17 protein-coding genes are annotated in these 16,562 nt (G+C 71.2%); 9 read left to right on the top strand and 8 right to left on the bottom strand.

The window, feature by feature from the left end:
- The first annotated feature begins 204 nt into the window (after window positions 1-204).
- Window positions 205-1,392 carry an MFS transporter gene (locus AC07SQ_RS15540; protein ID WP_495273131.1) on the top strand — a complete coding sequence of 396 codons (1,188 nt, stop codon included), beginning with the start codon at window positions 205-207 and terminating at the stop codon, window positions 1,390-1,392.
- Here AC07SQ_RS15540 and AC07SQ_RS15545 read toward each other — a convergent pair.
- Complete coding sequence (locus AC07SQ_RS15545; protein ID WP_070063748.1) at window positions 1,382-1,705, bottom strand: GNAT family N-acetyltransferase; 324 nt, start codon at window positions 1,703-1,705, stop codon at window positions 1,382-1,384. The two genes, AC07SQ_RS15540 and AC07SQ_RS15545, sit on opposite strands and share 11 nt — an antisense overlap.
- Window positions 1,702-2,199 carry a nuclear transport factor 2 family protein gene (locus AC07SQ_RS15550; protein ID WP_139702163.1) on the bottom strand — a complete coding sequence of 166 codons (498 nt, stop codon included), beginning with the start codon at window positions 2,197-2,199 and terminating at the stop codon, window positions 1,702-1,704. Before AC07SQ_RS15550 ends, AC07SQ_RS15545 begins: the two co-directional genes overlap by 4 nt.
- Before the next feature lie 194 nt (window positions 2,200-2,393).
- Between AC07SQ_RS15550 and AC07SQ_RS15555 the strand changes: the two genes are divergently transcribed.
- Complete coding sequence (locus AC07SQ_RS15555; RefSeq protein WP_354347972.1) at window positions 2,394-3,158, top strand: helix-turn-helix transcriptional regulator; 765 nt, start codon at window positions 2,394-2,396, stop codon at window positions 3,156-3,158.
- A 122-nt stretch (window positions 3,159-3,280) separates the two neighbouring features.
- Window positions 3,281-4,474 carry an Acg family FMN-binding oxidoreductase gene (locus AC07SQ_RS15560; protein WP_495273132.1) on the top strand — a complete coding sequence of 398 codons (1,194 nt, stop codon included), beginning with the start codon at window positions 3,281-3,283 and terminating at the stop codon, window positions 4,472-4,474.
- Between the two features lie 15 nt (window positions 4,475-4,489).
- On the opposite strand, the gene AC07SQ_RS15565 is transcribed toward AC07SQ_RS15560, so the two are convergent.
- Window positions 4,490-5,017: a CinA family protein gene (locus tag AC07SQ_RS15565; protein WP_495273133.1), complete on the bottom strand. Its 528-nt coding sequence runs from the start codon at window positions 5,015-5,017 to the stop codon at window positions 4,490-4,492.
- Window positions 5,011-5,568 (bottom strand): phosphatidylglycerophosphatase A family protein, encoded by a 558-nt coding sequence (locus AC07SQ_RS15570; protein WP_235926901.1) that lies wholly within the window; start codon window positions 5,566-5,568, stop codon window positions 5,011-5,013. The genes AC07SQ_RS15565 and AC07SQ_RS15570 overlap by 7 nt, the downstream gene beginning before the upstream one ends.
- A gap of 162 nt (window positions 5,569-5,730) precedes the next feature.
- Between AC07SQ_RS15570 and AC07SQ_RS15575 the strand changes: the two genes are divergently transcribed.
- A complete protein-coding gene (locus AC07SQ_RS15575; protein WP_495273134.1) occupies window positions 5,731-7,197 on the top strand; it encodes an MFS transporter in 1,467 nt (488 codons plus the stop codon).
- Here the strand turns inward: AC07SQ_RS15575 and AC07SQ_RS15580 are convergent.
- Together AC07SQ_RS15580 and AC07SQ_RS15585 are read right to left on the bottom strand one after the other, a co-directional pair.
- Window positions 7,194-8,906 (bottom strand): FAD-dependent oxidoreductase, encoded by a 1,713-nt coding sequence (locus AC07SQ_RS15580; RefSeq protein ID WP_495273135.1) that lies wholly within the window; start codon window positions 8,904-8,906, stop codon window positions 7,194-7,196. The genes AC07SQ_RS15575 and AC07SQ_RS15580 overlap by 4 nt on opposite strands.
- 19 nt (window positions 8,907-8,925) lie before the next feature.
- A complete protein-coding gene (locus AC07SQ_RS15585; protein ID WP_495273136.1) occupies window positions 8,926-9,942 on the bottom strand; it encodes a Bug family tripartite tricarboxylate transporter substrate binding protein in 1,017 nt (338 codons plus the stop codon).
- Between the two features lie 99 nt (window positions 9,943-10,041).
- On the opposite strand from AC07SQ_RS15585, the gene AC07SQ_RS15590 reads away from it, so the two are divergent.
- Together AC07SQ_RS15590 and AC07SQ_RS15595 are read left to right on the top strand one after the other, a co-directional pair.
- Window positions 10,042-10,941 carry a LysR family transcriptional regulator gene (locus AC07SQ_RS15590; RefSeq protein ID WP_095743373.1) on the top strand — a complete coding sequence of 300 codons (900 nt, stop codon included), beginning with the start codon at window positions 10,042-10,044 and terminating at the stop codon, window positions 10,939-10,941.
- Window positions 10,942-11,003: 62 nt separating this feature from the next.
- Entirely contained in the window at window positions 11,004-11,729 is a 726-nt protein-coding gene (locus tag AC07SQ_RS15595) for a DUF3053 domain-containing protein (RefSeq protein WP_495273137.1), read from the top strand.
- Window positions 11,730-11,736: 7 nt separating this feature from the next.
- Here AC07SQ_RS15595 and thiL read toward each other — a convergent pair whose 3' ends face one another.
- Entirely contained in the window at window positions 11,737-12,693 is a 957-nt protein-coding gene (gene thiL, locus AC07SQ_RS15600; protein ID WP_495273138.1) for a thiamine-phosphate kinase, read from the bottom strand.
- Between the two features lie 136 nt (window positions 12,694-12,829).
- Between thiL and AC07SQ_RS15605 the strand changes: the two genes are divergently transcribed.
- The gene (locus tag AC07SQ_RS15605) at window positions 12,830-13,969 is read left to right on the top strand and encodes a helix-turn-helix transcriptional regulator (RefSeq protein ID WP_495273139.1); all 1,140 of its coding nucleotides are present in this window, start codon (window positions 12,830-12,832) and stop codon (window positions 13,967-13,969) included.
- An 82-nt stretch (window positions 13,970-14,051) separates the two neighbouring features.
- Window positions 14,052-14,837 carry an SGNH/GDSL hydrolase family protein gene (locus AC07SQ_RS15610; RefSeq protein WP_159278728.1) on the top strand — a complete coding sequence of 262 codons (786 nt, stop codon included), beginning with the start codon at window positions 14,052-14,054 and terminating at the stop codon, window positions 14,835-14,837.
- Window positions 14,838-14,850: 13 nt separating this feature from the next.
- Here AC07SQ_RS15610 and AC07SQ_RS15615 read toward each other — a convergent pair whose 3' ends face one another.
- Window positions 14,851-15,480, bottom strand: a complete 630-nt coding sequence (locus AC07SQ_RS15615) for an isochorismatase family protein (protein ID WP_495273140.1) — start codon at window positions 15,478-15,480, stop codon at window positions 14,851-14,853.
- A gap of 103 nt (window positions 15,481-15,583) precedes the next feature.
- Between AC07SQ_RS15615 and AC07SQ_RS15620 the strand changes: the two genes are divergently transcribed.
- Window positions 15,584-16,561: a GlxA family transcriptional regulator gene (locus tag AC07SQ_RS15620; protein ID WP_447740616.1), complete on the top strand. Its 978-nt coding sequence runs from the start codon at window positions 15,584-15,586 to the stop codon at window positions 16,559-16,561.
- Window position 16,562 lies beyond the last annotated feature (1 nt).

The following is a 16,562-nucleotide window of genomic DNA, read 5'->3' on the forward strand; positions in this document are numbered from 1 at the left end:
GCACACAACGACCGCGCCCATCGTGCGCAGGACACTGGGTGCTTCCCGCAGCGAAATTAAGGAGGAGGCCGCAGGCCGGGGGACATTCGCGGAGGGAAGTACCCGGTGGCCTGTGCACGCGCCCTGAATCACAACAAGAACACTGACGCCCCCATGAGCCCCGCGCCTGCAGCACAGCCCCTGACACCCCGAGCCGCCTGGGTCATGGTCCTCGCCCTCTGCGCAGGGGTTGCGCTCAGCCAGGCCTTCCGTACCGTCGGCGCCATCATGGCAAGCCCGCTGCAGTCGGACTTTCATCTCTCCGCCCAGGCCCTCGGCATCTTCTCGGGTGCCTTCCACTTCGCGTTCGGCGCGATGCAGCTCTTCATGGGCATCGGCATCGACCTGCACGGCGTGCGCCGCACCGTGCTCGTGGCCTTCCCGGTCGCGATCGCGGGTGCGCTGCTGTCGGCCGTGTCGCAGAACTACCTCGTGCTGGTGGCCGGGCAGGCGCTGATCGGCGTCGGCTGTGCGCCGGCCTTCCTGGTGTGCACCGTGTTCATCGCGCGGCACTTTCCGGCGGCGCGTTTCGCCACCGTGTCGGGCCTGGTGCTGGCCATCGGCGGCCTGGGCATGCTGGCCACCGGCACGCCGCTCGCGTGGCTGGTGCAGGCGTATTCGTGGCGCGCGGGCTTCCTGGTGCTTGCACTGGCGTCTGCGTTGGCCTGGCTCGCGATCTGGCGCTGGGTGCACGAGCCCGCGTCGGCCGTGCCGCAGAAGAAGGAGTCGATTCCCGAAGCCGTGCGCCAGTTCGGCGCGCTGTTCGCGATGCCGCACACGCTCGGCATCATGGTGCTGGGCGCGGTGACCTATGCGGCCTTCATTTCGCTGCGCGGGCTGTGGCTGGGCCCGCTGATGATGGAGCGCCACGGCTACTCGCTGGTGCAAAGCGGCAACGTCGCGCTCGCGGTGTCGGTGATCGCGCTGTTCGGCTCGCCGCTGTTCGGCCGCTTCGATCGCGACGGCGCCGCGCGCCGCCGCTGGATCGTGGCCTGCGGCCTTTTCTACGCCGGCCTGTTCGCGCTCATCGCCGTGGTGCATTCCGCGTGGCTGGACATCGCGGGCATGGTGCTCATCGGCGTGCTCTCGGGCTTCATCGTCTGGCAGTACGCCGACGTGCGCGTGGCCTACCCGGCCGCGCTCACGGGCCGCGCGATGGCCGTCTTCACCATGGCGATGTTCCTGGGCGTCGCGTTCATGCAGTGGGGCACGGGCGTGGCGGCCTCGGTGGCGGCGGCGCACGGCGGCGATCCGCTGACCGCCGTGCTGGCGGTCATTGCCGCGTTGCTGGTGATCGGCATCGCGGCCTTCGCGTGGCTGCCCGCGCCGAAGGCGACCTCCGTCAGATCTTGAAGGCGCGCTGGATGTCCGGCCGCACGAGGTCGGCGTACTCGCGGTGCTTGCGGATGTAGCCCGCGATGAACTGGCACACCGGAATCACATGCCGCCCGGCGGCGCGCGCCTCGTCGAGCACGTGCCTCGCAATGCCCGAGCCCACGCCCTTGCCTTCATGCTCGGGCAGCACCTCGGTGTGCGTGAACATGATCGCGTCGGTCAGCAGGTTGTACTCGGCGTAGGCCGCGAGCTTGCCGTCGAGCGCGGCTTCGTAGCGGTGCTGCGCTTCGTTGTTCGTGAAGGTGAGGGCGGTCGAGGAAGAAGTGGTCATGAAGGTTGGCGTGCAAGAAAAGTGGCGAGGTTGGCGGCGGCGGTGGCGCGCACCTTGTTGCGCAGCATCGGCGTCCAGCCCAGCAGCAGGCCCGGCGTGCCCAGCGCCTGCCGCGACCAGGTCCAGAACGGAAAGCTGTCGCGGTGCGTGGCGATCAGGCCGTCGGGCGTGAAGGTGAAGCGCGCGTCGATGCTGTTGTCGACCAGGCGGCCGGTGGCGCTGAAGCGGTAGTGCGCGTCCCAGTGCGCGCTGCCCGTGCGGCCGTCGGCCTGCACGTCGCGCCAGCTCAGGCGCCACACGTCGGCGCCCTTGGCCTTGGTGGCCTCGCAGAGCATGCGCCACATGCCGCCGATCTCGCGCCGGCCGCGCAACGAAAAGGCCTCGTCGTCGAACACCGCGTCGGGCGCGTAGCAGGCGGCCATGGTGGCGGCGTCGAGTTGCGAGAACGCGCTGTAGAAGCGCTCGATGGTCGGGGCGTGGGTGGCTGCGGTCATGGGGCCTCGGGATGGGTGGTGCCGGATCATCGCCGGGATGCGGCGCGCAAGGAAGCGCATGGGTGATTCCGGGTGTCCCGCATTAACATGCGCCCCGATGCCGGCCCTTGCAGGGCCGGCGCCCTGGCGGTGGCGCAGAAAAACCAGAACCACAGTCGCTGCGCCCGCCGTACACAACCCGAGGGGACGCATCCATGGCCGAGGTGATCAACGACTGGCAGTTCGTCGAGGCCGTCATGGCCGCCCGCACGCTCGAGGAGGTCGCGCAGGTCAACCGCCGCGCGATGCGGGCGATGGGCTTCAACCACGGCGCCTACGTGCTCAAGCGCCCGGTGCCCGCGCCCCGTGCCGACGCGCCCGCGCAGGACGCGCTGGTGTTCTTCCACGACCTGCCCCCGGCGTGGGCCCGCACCCGCTACGAGTCGCTGCGCAGCAGCGCCGGCGAGCAGGCCGACGCCCGCGTGCAGCATGTGCGCGCCGGCATGCCGGCCACCGCATGGAGCTGGCTCGGTCAGGTGAGCCACACGCGCGCCGACATCGGGCAGCGCGCCCGCGGCCTGCTGCGCAGCGCCGGCGAGCACGGGCTGAAGGCGGGGCTGACCGTGCCGCTGTGGACGCCCGGCATCGACTGGGCCTTCATGACCCTGACCACCGACGCCACCGCCGACCTGCGCGAACTGCGCGCCACCTTGGCGCCGATGAACTACTTCGCCTCCTGCCTGCATTCGACCGTGCGCCGGCTGCAGGGCGACGCCAAGGTGCCGCTCCTGAGCGCGCGCCAGCGCGAGGTGCTGCACTGGGTGGCCGTCGGCAAGTCGACCTGGGAGATCTCCGAGATCCTGCACATCAGCGAGCGCACCGTGTACTTCCACCTCGTGGGCGCCGCCCGCAAGCTCGACACGCAGGGCCGTACCGCCACCTGCGCGCGGGCCCTGGCGCTGGGCCTGCTCACGCCCTGAGCCGGCCCGACCTGCCCCTGTCGGAAACGACAGGGGGCTGCGTAGCGCCGCGCGCCGCGGTGCTGCAATCGGCCACGGGCAGGCCGTGTGTCACGCGCCCGATGCTTCAACCGATCGAGCCCATGAGAGAACGCAGAAATTTCGTGCGCCTGCTGGGCGGCGGCCTCGCGGTGGCGGCGGGCGCGACGGCCCTGGCCACCTGGTGGCTCCACGCCGACGTGCCGGCCGCCGCCTTCGAGATCTGGAACGGCCCGGGCGACGAGACCGACGTGCGCAAGCGCGCTGTCGCCTATGCCGTCACCGCGCCCACGGCCTACAACGGCCAGCCGTGGCGGGTCGACCTGCGCGAGCCCGACGCCATCGTGCTGCACGCCGACCGCGCCCGCGTGCAGCCCGCCACCGACCCCTTCGGCCGCCAGCTCATGATCGGCCACGGCGCGTTCATCGAGCTGCTGGTGATGGCGCTGGCCCAGCAGGGCGTGCAGGCGCGCGTGCAGCTGTGGCCGCAGGGCGAGCTGGTGGGCGATGCGCCGCAGCAGTGGCCCGACCTGCCGGTGGCGCGTCTCACGCTGTCGCGCGGCGGCACGCCCGATCCGCTGTTCGCGCAGGTGCTGCGGCGGCGCACGCCCAAGCAGCGCTTCGACACCGGGCGCAGGGTGTCGGCCGACATGCTGCAGGGGCTCACCGCGGCCGTGGCTTCGGCTTCAAGCGGGGGCGTGCAATCGGCCGGCACGGTCGACATGGCCCGCGTGCTGCCGCTGCGCAAGCTGTGCGCGGCGGCGGCGCGCGTGGAGCTGGTCACGCCCCACACCGCGCGCGAGAACCTGCGCCTGCTGCGCATCGGGCCGCAGGAAATCCTGGCGCACCGCGACGGCTTCTCGCTCAACGACCCGGCGCTGCGCATGGCGGTCGCGCTGGGGCGCTTCGACCGCGAGGTGCCGGCCGCCGAAGACAGCCTGTCGTTCCGGCAGACGCTGCGGATGTTCGAGGACCAGGCCCACACGGCGATGGGCTTCGTCTGGATCAGCACCGGCGGCAACAGCCGCAGCGAGCAGATCGCCGCGGGCCGGGCCTACGTGCGCCAGCAGCTGCGCGCCACCGACCTGGGCCTGGGCATGCAGCCGATGAGCCAGCCGCTCGAGGAGTTTGCGGAGATGGCGCCGCACCACGCGGCGGTGCACGACATGCTGATCGGCGCCGCGCCGTCGCGCCATGCGCGCAGCCCGACCGTGCAGATGATGTGCCGCCTGGGCTTTCCGACGGCGCCGGTGCCGCCCGCGCCGCGCCGGCCGGTCGGCGATTTCATGCAGGCCTGAACAGCCCGCGTGCGATCAGCGCGGCAGCAGCTGGATCAGCGTCTGCAGCGCGTAGTGCACCGTGGCCGCGCGCACCGTGGCGCGGTCGCCATCGAAGCGGCGGCGCTCGGTGCGCACCTGCCCGTCGACCGACCAGCCGAACCACACGGTGCCCACCGGCTTGTCGGGCGAGCCACCCGCGGGGCCGGCCACGCCGGTCACGGCCACGGCCGCGCGCGCCGGGGCGCCGCGGGCAATGGCGCCTTCGGCCATCGCGCGCGCCACGGGCTCGCTCACGGCGCCGTGGGCCTCGATGAGCGCGGCGTCCACGCCCAGCATCTCGGTCTTGGCGGCGTTCGAGTAGGTGACGAAGCCGCGCTCGAACCACATGCTGGAGCCCGCCAGGTCGGTGCAGGCGCCGGCGATCAGGCCACCGGTGCAGCTTTCGGCGGTGGCCATCATCCAGCCCCGGGCCTGCAGTCGTTCGGCCAGCGTCGCGACGAGCGCGGGGACGTCCTGTTCGGCCAAGGCGGGGGAAGCGGAAGGTTGCATCGGGTTCACCATGCGCGCCACAGCGCAATGACCAGCAGCGTGCAGAAGGCCGCCACCAGGTCGTCCAGAAGAATGCCGAAGCCGGCGCGCCACCACTGCACCCGCGCGGGGTCGTGCGGCTTGAAGGCGGCGTCGGCCCAGCCCACGGGGCCAGGCTTGGCGGCGTCGAAATAACGGAACAGCGCAAAGGCCACGACCTGCGCCCACAGGCCGGCCGGCGTCACCAGCCAGAGCACGAGCCAGAAGGCGACCACCTCGTCCCACACGATGGCGCCGGGGTCGGACACGTTCATGTTGCGCGCAGCGACCGTGCAGGCCCACCAGCCGATCGGCAGGCCGGCCAGAATGATCCAGCCGATGGTCGCGGGCGTGAACCACAGCTGCATCACCACGAACGCGGCCCAGGCCCACAGCGTGCCCACGGTGCCCGGCGCGAAGGGCGACAGCCCCGAGCCGAAGCCCAGCGCGATGAAGTGCGCGGGGTGCGAGAGCAGGAAACGCAGGGTGGGGCGACGCATCGGGGGACGGGGCAGGGCGCCGGTGGTGGCGGAAGAGGAATCCATCGAGGAAGAAGGGGAAGAAGAAACGGCGTGCATCGGTTTCGAAGTGTCGCGCATCCTGTGCGACGGCAGCGCGCCGAAGTTTCTATTTATCAAAGCAATAGCTTGTTTAATTGAGGGGCGCCGCCTAGTATCCAGGCTCCTTTGGCGTTCCCCTTCGTTCTCATGTCGTCCTCCTCCTCTTCCCTCGATGCCGCCGCCGTTGGCGCGCCGCCGCCCACCGCCGCCTGGCGCGAGCTGTTCAGCGGGCGCAACGGCTGGCGCGCGCTGGCGCTGACCGGCGGCGTCGCGCTGCACGCGGTCAACGTCCACATCGTGACCACCGTGCTGCCCTCGGTGGTGCGCGAGATCGGCGGGCTCGACTGGTACGCCTGGAGCACGACCTTGTTCGTGGTCGGCTCGATCCTCGGCGCCACGCTGTCGGTGCGGCTCTTGGCCGCGCGCGGGCCGCGCGGCGCCTGCCTCACGGCGCTGGCCGTGTTCACCGCCGGCTCGGTCGGCTGCGCGCTGGCGCCGGCCATGCCGTGGCTGCTCACAGGGCGCACGGTGCAGGGCCTGGGCGGCGGCCTGCTGGCGGCGCTGAGCTACGGGCTGATCCAGCGCGTGTTCGAACCCCGGCTGTGGCCGCGCGCGGTGGCGCTGGTGTCGGGCATGTGGGGCGTGGCCACGCTGTGCGGGCCGGCCGTGGGCGGGCTGTTCGCGCAGGCCGGCCACTGGCGCTGGGCCTTCTGGGCGCTGCTGCCGGTGGCGGCGGCGCAGGCCCTGCTGGTGACGGTGCAACTGCGGCCCGCGGCCGGCATCCGGCATGACCGCCCGGCGCAGATGCCGCGCGTGCCGGCGCCGCAGATCGCGCTGCTGGCGCTGTCGGTCTTGGTGATCGCCGCCAGCGGCTTCTGGCCCGGCCTGGCGGGGCAGGCCGTGGGCGTGGCGCTGGGCCTGGCCATCGGCTTCGCCGCCACCCGCATCGACCGCCGCGCCGGCGCCGTGCGCCTGCTGCCGACCGGCGCCTATGCGCTTGGCACGCCGCTGGGTGCCATCTACGCGAGCGTGGCGCTGCTGCTGATCGGCACCACCACCGAGATCTTCGTGCCTTACTTCCTGCAGCTGCTGCACGGCCACTCGCCGCTCATGGCGGGCTACCTCACGGCGGCGATGGCGGGCGGCTGGAGCATCGGCTCGCTGACCTCGTCGGGCCGCACTGGCGCAGGCGCCGACCGCATGCTGCGCGCCGGGCCGGTGGTCTGCACCGCAGGCCTGCTGGCGCTCGCGTGGCTGCTGCCGACGCCGGGTGCGCTTGACGCCAATGTCGAGACCGCGCTCGTGGCTGTGGCGCTGGCCGCGGTCGGCTTCGGCGTGGGCATCGGCTGGCCGCACCTGCTGACGCGCGTGATGGCGTTGGCGCCGCGCGGCGAAGAGGGGCTGGCCTCCGCCTCGATCACCACCGTGCAGCTGTACGGCATGGCCGTCGGCGCGGCCGTGGCCGGGCTGGTGGCGAATGCGGCGGGGCTCACGGTGCCCGGCGGCGTCGACGGTGCGCGATCGGCCGCGATCTGGCTGTTCACGGTCTTCGCGCTGGCGCCTGCCATCGCCGCCTGGCTGGCGTGGCGCGCGGTGGTGCGGCGCCAGCGTTAAGCGAGCACGCCTTCCCAGGCCAGCGCGCGCCGGCGGCCACGTTCGCGGCGCGTTTCGCCGCGCAAGGTGGCGACGAGGTCGTACACATCCGCCGGCAGGTGTGCGCCGCGCCACGCGATGTGCTGGTCGGCGCGGCACATCACGAGGCGGTGCGCATAGGCCTTGGGCAGGCTCGCGGTCTCGATGTCGAGCACCGTGAGCGGCATGCGGTACGCGGCGGCCGCGCGCTCCAGCGGCCGCACGTCCACGCTGCGGTCGAAGCGCAGCAGCGTGTAGCCCGGGCCGAAGGCGTCGTACAGCGAGCGCCCGTCGGCCAGCCAGAAGTGCGGCGCGCGGCAGCCGGGCACGGTGGAGGGCGTGAACTCGCCCATCGAGTACGGCGGCGCGCGGTGCTCGCCGTCGGGCACGATGATCGGCGAGCCGGTGTAGAAGTAGCCGAAGTTGAGCCCGCCGCAGCAGAACTGCTGCACGTTGAGCGCGTAGGCCTCGCGGCCGATCTCGGCGCGCTGCGCGTCGCCCGCCGGGCCGGGCGCCTCGATGTCGGGCGGCACGGCGCGGCGCGCGCGGATCATCTTCTGCGCATGGTCCATCGCGAACTGCGACACCTGCTCGGTGATCGGCAGCCGCTCGGCCTCGTAGGCGTCGAGGATGGCCTCGTCGGCCCAGCCCTGCACGCAGGCGCCCAGCAGCCACGAGAGGTTGAGCGCGTCGGCGATGCCGGCGTTCATGCCGTAGCCCGCGTAGGGCACCCACAGGTGCGCGGCGTCGCCCGCGAGGAACACGCGGCCGTCGCGAAAGCGCGTGGCCACGAGGCGCCGGCCGATCCAGTCTTCCTTGCTGATGATGTCGTAATGGAAGTCGGGGCCCACGCCCAGGATCTCTCGGATCGAGGTGTCGCGGTCGACCGAGTCGAATTCGGGCTCTTCGGCGTTCAGGTGGTTGTGCACCAGCCAGGTCTCGTGGCCGTCGATGGCGAACATCGTGCCGCAGCGGCGTGGGTTCATCGCGTAGTACGACCACGCGGGCTTGCCCGGAATCATGTCGCGCAGCTGCGGCGCGCGGATGAAGGTCGACTGCACGCGCTGGATCACGGCCGTGCCTTCGAGCTTGGCGCCGATCTGCTTGCGCACCGGCGAGCTGCCGCCGTCGCAACCGACCATGTAGCGGCAGCGGATGCTGCGTGTGGCGCCGCTGTCCATGTCGGTGGCGATGGCGCTCACGCCGTCGGCGTCCTGCGTGAAGCGCTCGAAGCGCGTGCGGTTGAGCAGCGACACGCCCGGCAGCGCGGCCGTGTGCTTCAGCAGAATCGGCTCGAGGTAGATCTGGTTGATGCGGTGCGGCGGCTCGGGCGTGGGCCACCATGCGTCGGGGCCCTCGGTCTCGGTGTAGCGGTCGCGCCGGCACGGAATGGGAATGCGCGTGAGCTCGGTGCCCGTCACCGTGGTGCGAAACACCACGTCGTTCGGGTGGTCGGCCGGCAGCCCGGCATCGCGCAGTTGCTGCGCCACGCCCAGGCGGCGGAACTGCTCCATGGTGCGCGAGGCCACGTGGTTGCACTTCACGTTCGGCGGCTCGGCGAAGCGGCGCGTCTCGCACAGGATCACGGTCACGCCGCGCGAGGCCAGGTCCATCGCCAGCGTGAGGCCCACGGGGCCGGCGCCGACGATCAGCACGTCGGCTTGCATCGAGGTGTCGGCGGTCTTCGTCATGTCTCTATCGGCTTGTCGTTCAATCGAGCTTGATGTGGGCGTCCTGGATCACCTGGGCCCACTTCTTCGTCTCGGCGCGGATGTAGCTGTCGAAGGATTCGACCGAGCCCGGCGCCGGCTCCACGCCGAGCGCGCGCATGGCGGTCTTCACCTGCTCGTCGCCGAGCGCGGCGTTGAGCTCGGCATTGAGCCGCGCCACCACCGGCGCGGGCGTGCCGGCCGGCGCGACCACGCCGAACCAGCCGGTCGAGTCGTAGCCCGGCAGGCCGGCCTCGGCCACCGTCGGCACCTCGGGCAGCATCGGCAGGCGCTGCGGGCTGGTCACGGCGAAGGCGATCAGCTTGCCGGCGCGGATCTGTTGCAGCGACGAGGGCAGGTCGACCACCGCCAGCGGAATCTGCCCGCCCAGCACGTCGAGCGCCGCCGGGCCCGAGCCGCGGTAGGGCACCTCGACCAGCCGCGTGCCCGCCATCTGGTTGAACAGCGCCGCCGACAGGTGCATGGCCGTGCCGTTGCCGCCGTGGCCGATCGACAGCGTGCCCGGCTTCGCCTTGGCCAGCGCGACGAGTTCGCGCTGCGTCTTCGCGGCCACCGACGGGTGGCCCACCAGCACGAAGGGAATGGCCGCCAGCATGCCCACGGGCTTGAGGTCTTTCTGCGGATCGAAGGGCATCTGCGGGTACAGGCTCACGTTGGCCGCCAGCGCACCCGCCGCGCCCACGCCCAGCGTGTAGCCGTCGCCCGGCGCCTTGGCCACCAGCGTCAGCCCCACGTTGCCGCCGGCGCCGGGGCGGTTGTCGACCACCACCTGCTGGCCCAGCTTCTCGTTCAGGCGCGGCACCAGCATGCGCACCACGCCGTCGGCGCTGCCGCCGGGCGGGAAGGTCACGACCATGCGGATCGGCTTGGTGGGGAAATCGCCCGCCGGGGCTTGCGCGAGGGCAGAGCCGGCCACCAGCGCACCGGCCACGGCCCACAGCAGTTGCCTGCGTCGCCCACGAAATGCGTGCATGCCGCGGGCGATGGGTGCTGTCATTCGGGCCTCTCCTTGAATTCGGTGCTTTGATCGGAGATTGAACGATGGCAGCATTCATTCGTAAATCAAGAAATTCCGAATGATTTTTCAAATTTTCTGATGAATACGAACTTCAGTCCTACGATCCGCCAGCTGCGTGCGTTCCTCGCGGTCTACCAGCTGCGCAAGCTCGGCGCCGCGGCCACGCGGCTGTTCGTCACGCAGTCGGCCGTGAGCATGCTGATCCGCCAACTCGAAGAGGGCCTGGGCACGCGCCTGTTCGACCGCACCACGCGCGCGCTCAAGCCCACGGCCGCAGCCGAACAGATGATTTCCACCGTCGAGCGCGTGCTGCGCGACGTCGATTCGCTCTCGGCCGATTTCCGCGAACTCGCCACGCTGGAGCGCGGTCGCGTGACGCTGGCCATCACGCCCACGCTGGCAGGGTTTTTATTGCCCGATGCGCTGCGCGCCTTCGGCGAGCAGCACCCGAAAGTTCGCGTGCTGGTGAACGACTGCGCGCCCGACCAGTTCCTGTCGCGCATCCTCGGCGAGCACGTCGACTTCGGCATCGGCACGCCCGAGCGGCCCGGTCCCGAGGTCGAGGTGCAGCGCCTCATGCGCGACCACCTCGCCGTGGTGTGCCGCACCGACCACCCGCTGGCCAAGGCACGCGTGGTGCGCTGGTCGGACCTGGGCCGCCACCCCGTCATCACCGTGCGCCCCGGCTACGGCGTGCGTCCGCTGATCGACGGCACGGCGGCCGAGGCGGGCGTGACGCTCGATGTGGTGAACGAGGTGTCCTTCCTGTCCACCGCGCTGTGGATGACGGCGGCCGGCATGGGCGCGTCGATCATGCCGTCGGCCTTTGCGCGCGCCGAGAAGAACCCGGTGCTCGTGGTGAAGGTGCTCAGCGCGCCGCGCGTGGTGCGCGACATCTCGATCGTCACCAAGCGCGGCCATTCGCTGTCGGCGGCGGCGCGGGCGTTCATCGAGGCGCTGAAGCAGAGCCTGCAGTAGCCGTGGGGGCGGGCCGGTCGTATGCTGGCCGGTCTTTTTCTTCGCGCGAAAGCAGGTGCCCCATGACAACCACCACACGGTCCCGTTTCTCTTCCGCATGGCTGGTCCTGGCATTCGGCCTGATGCTGTCGATGCTGCTCGTGGCCTGCGGCAACAAGGAGGCCGAGCAGCGCAGCGCCTTCATCGCCTACCTGCAGACCCGCGTGCTCGACAAGCCCGGCTTGCGCGTGCCCACGCCCACCGCCGAAGAAAAAGCATCGTTCGGCGACTACGCGCAGCACTACGCGGTGATCACCGATTTCAACGAAGGCATGAACAAGTCGGTGAGCCAGCCGATGACGCAGGTCATGAACAAGGGCGCGCTGCGCTCGTTCGTCGATCTGCCGGCACGCCGTGACGATCTCAAGGCCGCCAAGGAGGGCCTGGGCGGCTTGCGCTCCGCGCTCGACCAGCAGCTGGCCAAGGCCGACGCGGCGCGCGCGCAACTCAAGCAGCCCGACGACCTGAAGCAGGTCTATGGCAAGGCCTACGAGAAGACGGTGACGACGCCCGCCGCCACCTTCAAGGAGGTGTTCCCTGCGCTCGACGCCGTGTTCGACAGCGCGCTGGCCATCGGCGATTTCATGGAGAAGAACAAGTCGAAGCTGCAGGTCTCCGGCGCTTCGCTCACTGTGACCGACCCCGCGGTGAGGGCCGAGCTCGACAAGATGGTGCAGCAGCTGGGCCGCCAGTCGGCCGCCATCAACACCGCGCAGGACAAGATGCGCGCGATGCTGCGCGGCGCTTGAACAGGCCCTAGACGAAGTGGTCGAACGAGCCGAAGCGCTGTGACACCGGCGCGCCGCTCGCATCGACGATGCGCAGCCCCGCGTCCGCCTCGATGCGGCCGATGCGCGTCACGCGCGTGGCGCTGTTCACGCCGGCCTGCAGGACTGCATCGCGGGCCGAGGCCGGCGCAGTGAACACCAGCTCGTAGTCGTCACCGCCCGAGAGCGCGCAGGTGCGCAGCGCCTCGGTGGGCAGGCCGGCCGTGTCGACCGCGATCAGCGCGGTGGTGGCGTCGGCATCGAGCGTGGCGCCCACGCCGCTGGCCGCGAGGATGTGGCTCAGGTCGCCGATCAGGCCGTCGCTCACGTCCACCGCCGAGGTGGCGATGCCGCGCAGCGCCTGGCCCAGTGCCACGCGCGGCGTGGGCTGTTCCATGCGCGCGCGGGCCTGTGCGAAGGCCTCGGCGGGCAGGCTCAGCGTGCCGCGGAACACCTCGAGCGCCAGCCGCGCATCGCCCAGCGAGCCGCTCACCCACAGGTCGTCGCCCGCGCGCGCGCCCGAGCGCAGCAGCGCGGCGCCGGCCGGCACTTCGCCGAACACGGTGATGCAGATGTTGAGCGGGCCGCGCGTGGTGTCGCCGCCCACCAGCTCGCAGCCGTGGGTGTCGGCCAGCGCGAACAGGCCGCGCGAAAAACCTTCGAGCCAGGGCTCGTCCACGCCGGGCAATGCCAGCGCCAGCGTGAAGGCCAGCGGCTTCGCGCCGCAGGCGGCCAGGTCGCTGAGGTTCACGGCCAGCGCCTTGTGGCCGAGCCGGGCCGGCTCCACGGTCGAGAGAAAGTGCCGCCCCTCCACCAGCATGTCGGAGGACACGGCGAGCTGCATGCCCGCGGCCGGCGCGAGCAAGGCGCAGTCGTCGCCCACGCCCAGCGGCGAGCGCGTGGCGGGACGTTTGAAATAGCGTGTGATCAGGTCGAATTCACCCATGGGTGCGAGAGCATAACGACCTGGCGCGGGGCCGCTCGCCGCGGCGCCCACGGGAAAGAGGGGCTGACACTGGAAGCATTTTGTAATACCGTCATGCAAGCGGATACACCGAAAGTCCAAACAGGAGGAGGCCGCCATGACAGCCATCGTGCAGGGAGGCGTGTCCGCCGAGGCCGACACCGACCGGATCGTTGCCTTGCTGTACGACGGGATCACCTGTCCCGGCGACTGGTACGACGCGCTCGATGCCATGCGCGAGGTGCTCGGCGCCGCCTGCTTTCACACGCTCACGGTGCGCCGCGCCGACTGCTCGGTGGTGGGCGCGGGGCTCGCCAACCTGGAGAGCCCGCCCGACAAGGTGCGCGAGTACGAGCAGCACCTGGCGCGCGACGACATCCGCATGCAGATGCCGGTGAACGCCCCGCTGGGCACGCCGGTGACCGACCACACCTACTTCGGCGCGCGCACGCTGTCGCGCAGCGCGATCTACGTCGACTGGCTGGCGCCGCTCGGCCTGCGCCACACGCTGGCCATGGGGCTGCGCACCGACGACGACACGCGCGAAGTGCTCGGCTTCATCCGCCCCCGGGCCGAGGCGCCCTACGGTCCCGAGAGCGAGGCCTTCTGCCGGCGCCTGTCGCCGCACCTCGTGCGCGCCAGCGAACTGCGCGCCCGCATGGCGCAGCTGGGCGAGCACGCGGCCACCGGGCTGTCGGCGCTCGACGCGCTGCCGCAGGGCATCGCCGTGGTCGACGAGGCCTGCCGCATCGACCACCTGAACACCCGCGCGGCGGCGTGCGCGGGCCGCCGCGGCCTGTTCGACAGCGCGCAGGGGCGATTGCGGCTCGCGTCGTCCGCGCTGCAATCGGCCTTCGAGCAGCGGGTGCGCGAGGCCTGCGCCCCGGCCGGCGGCGCGCGGGCCGGCGTACTGCACCTGCCCGTGGCCGGCAGCGTGGTCCGCATCACGGTGCTGCCGCTCAAACCCTCGCACCCGCTGGCCGTGCTGCGCCAGCGCCACCGCGCGCTCGTGGTCTTCGCCCATCCGGCCGAGGCGGCGCCCGTGGAGCCGCGGCAGCTGGAAAGCCTGCTCGGCCTGAGCCCGACCGAGGCGCGGCTCGCGCTGCTGCTGGCGAGCGGCAAGACCGTGAAGGACTTCGCCGCCGCGCAGCACTGCTCCGAACACACGGCGCGCAGCCACCTGCGCAACGTGATGCGCAAGACCGACTGCCACCGGCAGGCGGAACTGGTGCTGCTGGTGCAGTCGCTGCGGGACTGAGCAGCAGGTTCTACTGCGAACGGGGGATGGCGCCGCGCGGCGGTTGCGAGAACCATGGCGCCCTCTACACGAGGAGTTCGCCATGGCTGTCTACTGGGACGAGACCAAGATGCAGATGGGCCCGCACGGCACCGCGACCATCCTCGCCTTCGGCGATTCGTGGTTCTGGTACCCGCTGCCGGGCGGCAGCCTGCTGAACTTCCTGGGCGACGTGGTCGGCGCGCGCGGCCACGTGATCCTGGCCAAGGGCATGAACGGCGCGGAAGCCCAGGACTATGTGGAGGGCAAGTACCGCAACGCCGTGCGCGAGTCGCTGCGCCTGTACGGCCCGACGCTGTCGGCGGTGTTCATCAGCGGCGGCGGCAACGACTTCGCGGGCTTCAACGACCTGCGCCCGCTGCTCAAGTCCGATTGCGCGGGCGAGACCCAGGCCGCGCAGTGCTTTCGCAACGGCAAGGGCGGCTTCGACCAGTTCCTTGTCGACATGGACGAGCAGTACCGTGCGCTCATCGGCCTCATCTACACCCGAACGAGCGTCGACTGCCACATCGTCATGCACAGCTACGACTACGCGCCGCCCACGGGCAAGGCGCTGTTCGGGCGCGAAGGCTGGCTGCGTCCGGCGCTGGTCGACGCGGGCGTGGCGCCCGAGTTGTTCAAGCCCTGCGTCGACCACCTGATCGACGGCTTCCACGGCATGCTGCAGAACATCGCCGCGGGCGACCCGCAGCACCTGCACGTGGTGGACAGCCGGGGCACGCTGGGCCCGACCGACTGGGCCAACGAGCTGCATCCCAACGGCCGCGGCTTCAAGAAGATCGCGGTTCAGCGCTGGCAGCCCGTGCTGCAGCCGCTGAACCTGGCCTGAACTCTTGTGAAGTTCAGACGCCGCGCGCGCGGCGGTTGGACATGACCACGTTGTCCTTCTCGATCGCTGTACCGCTCGTCAGTGCAGCAATCCACGCGTCGGTCGTCGCCACGGCGGCGAAGTTGCTGTGGAACACGACGCTGAAGACGCGGTGGATTTCCTCGGCGCTCACGCGGCCGGCTGCGTTCTCGTAGGGCAGTGCGCCGGTGGCGTCCGACAGGAACTCCACGTTCAGCCCGCGGTGCATGGCTTCGAACACGGTGGAGGCGTCGCAGTTCTGCGTCATGTAGCCGGTCACGCTCAGCGTGTCGATCTCGTGGCGCGCGAGCCAGTCGGCGAAGTCGGTGCCGGTGAAGACGCTCGGGAAGGCCTTGGTGACGAGGTGGTCGCGCGGGCGCTGGGCGATCTCGGGGTGCAGCTGGCCGTGGAACTTGTCGGCCTGGAACACCGGCGCGCCCTTCGGCGCGTGATGCTGCACCACCACCACCGGCACGCCGGCCGCGCGGGCCGCGTCCATGGCCTGCGCGATCTTCGGCAGCGAACTCTCGACCGGCGGGTATTCGATGGGCAGGCCGCCGCCTTCGAAGTATTCGTTCTGCACGTCGATGACGACGAGGGCGCGGCGCGGTGCGGACTGGCTCATGGGTATCTCCTTCGGTGGTTGTGTGTCTGGAATGGCTCGATTCTTCGCGCACCGCGGGTTTTGCGACAGTGGCCCGAAAGCCATTCATCGATAAGATCGGGCCATGCGCTCATCTGCCGTTGAAACCATCGCTGTCGTGGCCTTCGACGGCATCAGCCCCTTCCACCTTTCCGTGCCCTGCATGGTGTTCGGCGAAGACCGCACCGACACCGGCGCGCCGCGTTTTCGCGTGCAGGTCTGCGCGCCCGAGCCCGGGCCGCTGGCCACCAACGCGGGCTTCACGCTCGTGGTGCCGCACGGCCTGGAGGCGATCCGCCGCGCGCAGATCGTGGTGGTGCCGTCCTGGCGCGACGACGGCCGGCCCGCACCGCCCGCGCTCATCCGCGCGCTGCAGGCGGCGCACCGACGCGGCGCCACCGTGGTCGGGCTGTGCCTGGGTGCTTTCGTGCTGGCCGAGGCGGGCCTGCTCGACGGCCGGCCCGCCACCACGCACTGGCACCTGGCCGCGGCGTTCGCCAAGCAATACCCGCAGGTCGTGCTGCAGCCCGAGGTGCTGTACGTGGACGACGGCAACGTGCTCACGTCGGCGGGCACGGCCGCCGGCATCGACTGCTGCCTGCATCTGCTGCGCGTGCGCTACGGCGCCGACACCGCCAACCGCGCCGCGCGGCGCATGGTCGTTGCGCCGCACCGGCAGGGCGGTCAGGCGCAGTACATCCAGCAGCCCGTGCCGGCGGCGGCGGAACGCGACCGGCTCACGCCGTTGCTCGAATGGCTGGGGCGGCATCTGCAGACGCCGCATGAACTCGACGAACTCGCGCGCCGCGCGCTCATGAGCCGGCGCACCTTCACGCGGCGCTTTCGCGAATCGACGGGCACGACGGTCGGCCAGTGGCTGCAGAACCAGCGGCTGGCGCTGGCGCAGCGGCTGCTCGAAACGACCGACCGCTCCGTGGAGCGCGTGGCGGCCGATGCGGGCTTCGGCTCGGCGGTGCTGCTGCGCAAGCACTTCGCCACGGCGTTCAAGGTGTCGCCGACGGTGTACCGCCGGCAGTTCTCCCAGGAGGCCGTGGCCGCCTGAA

This window comes from Variovorax sp. GW821-FHT06D12, assembly GCF_059419205.1.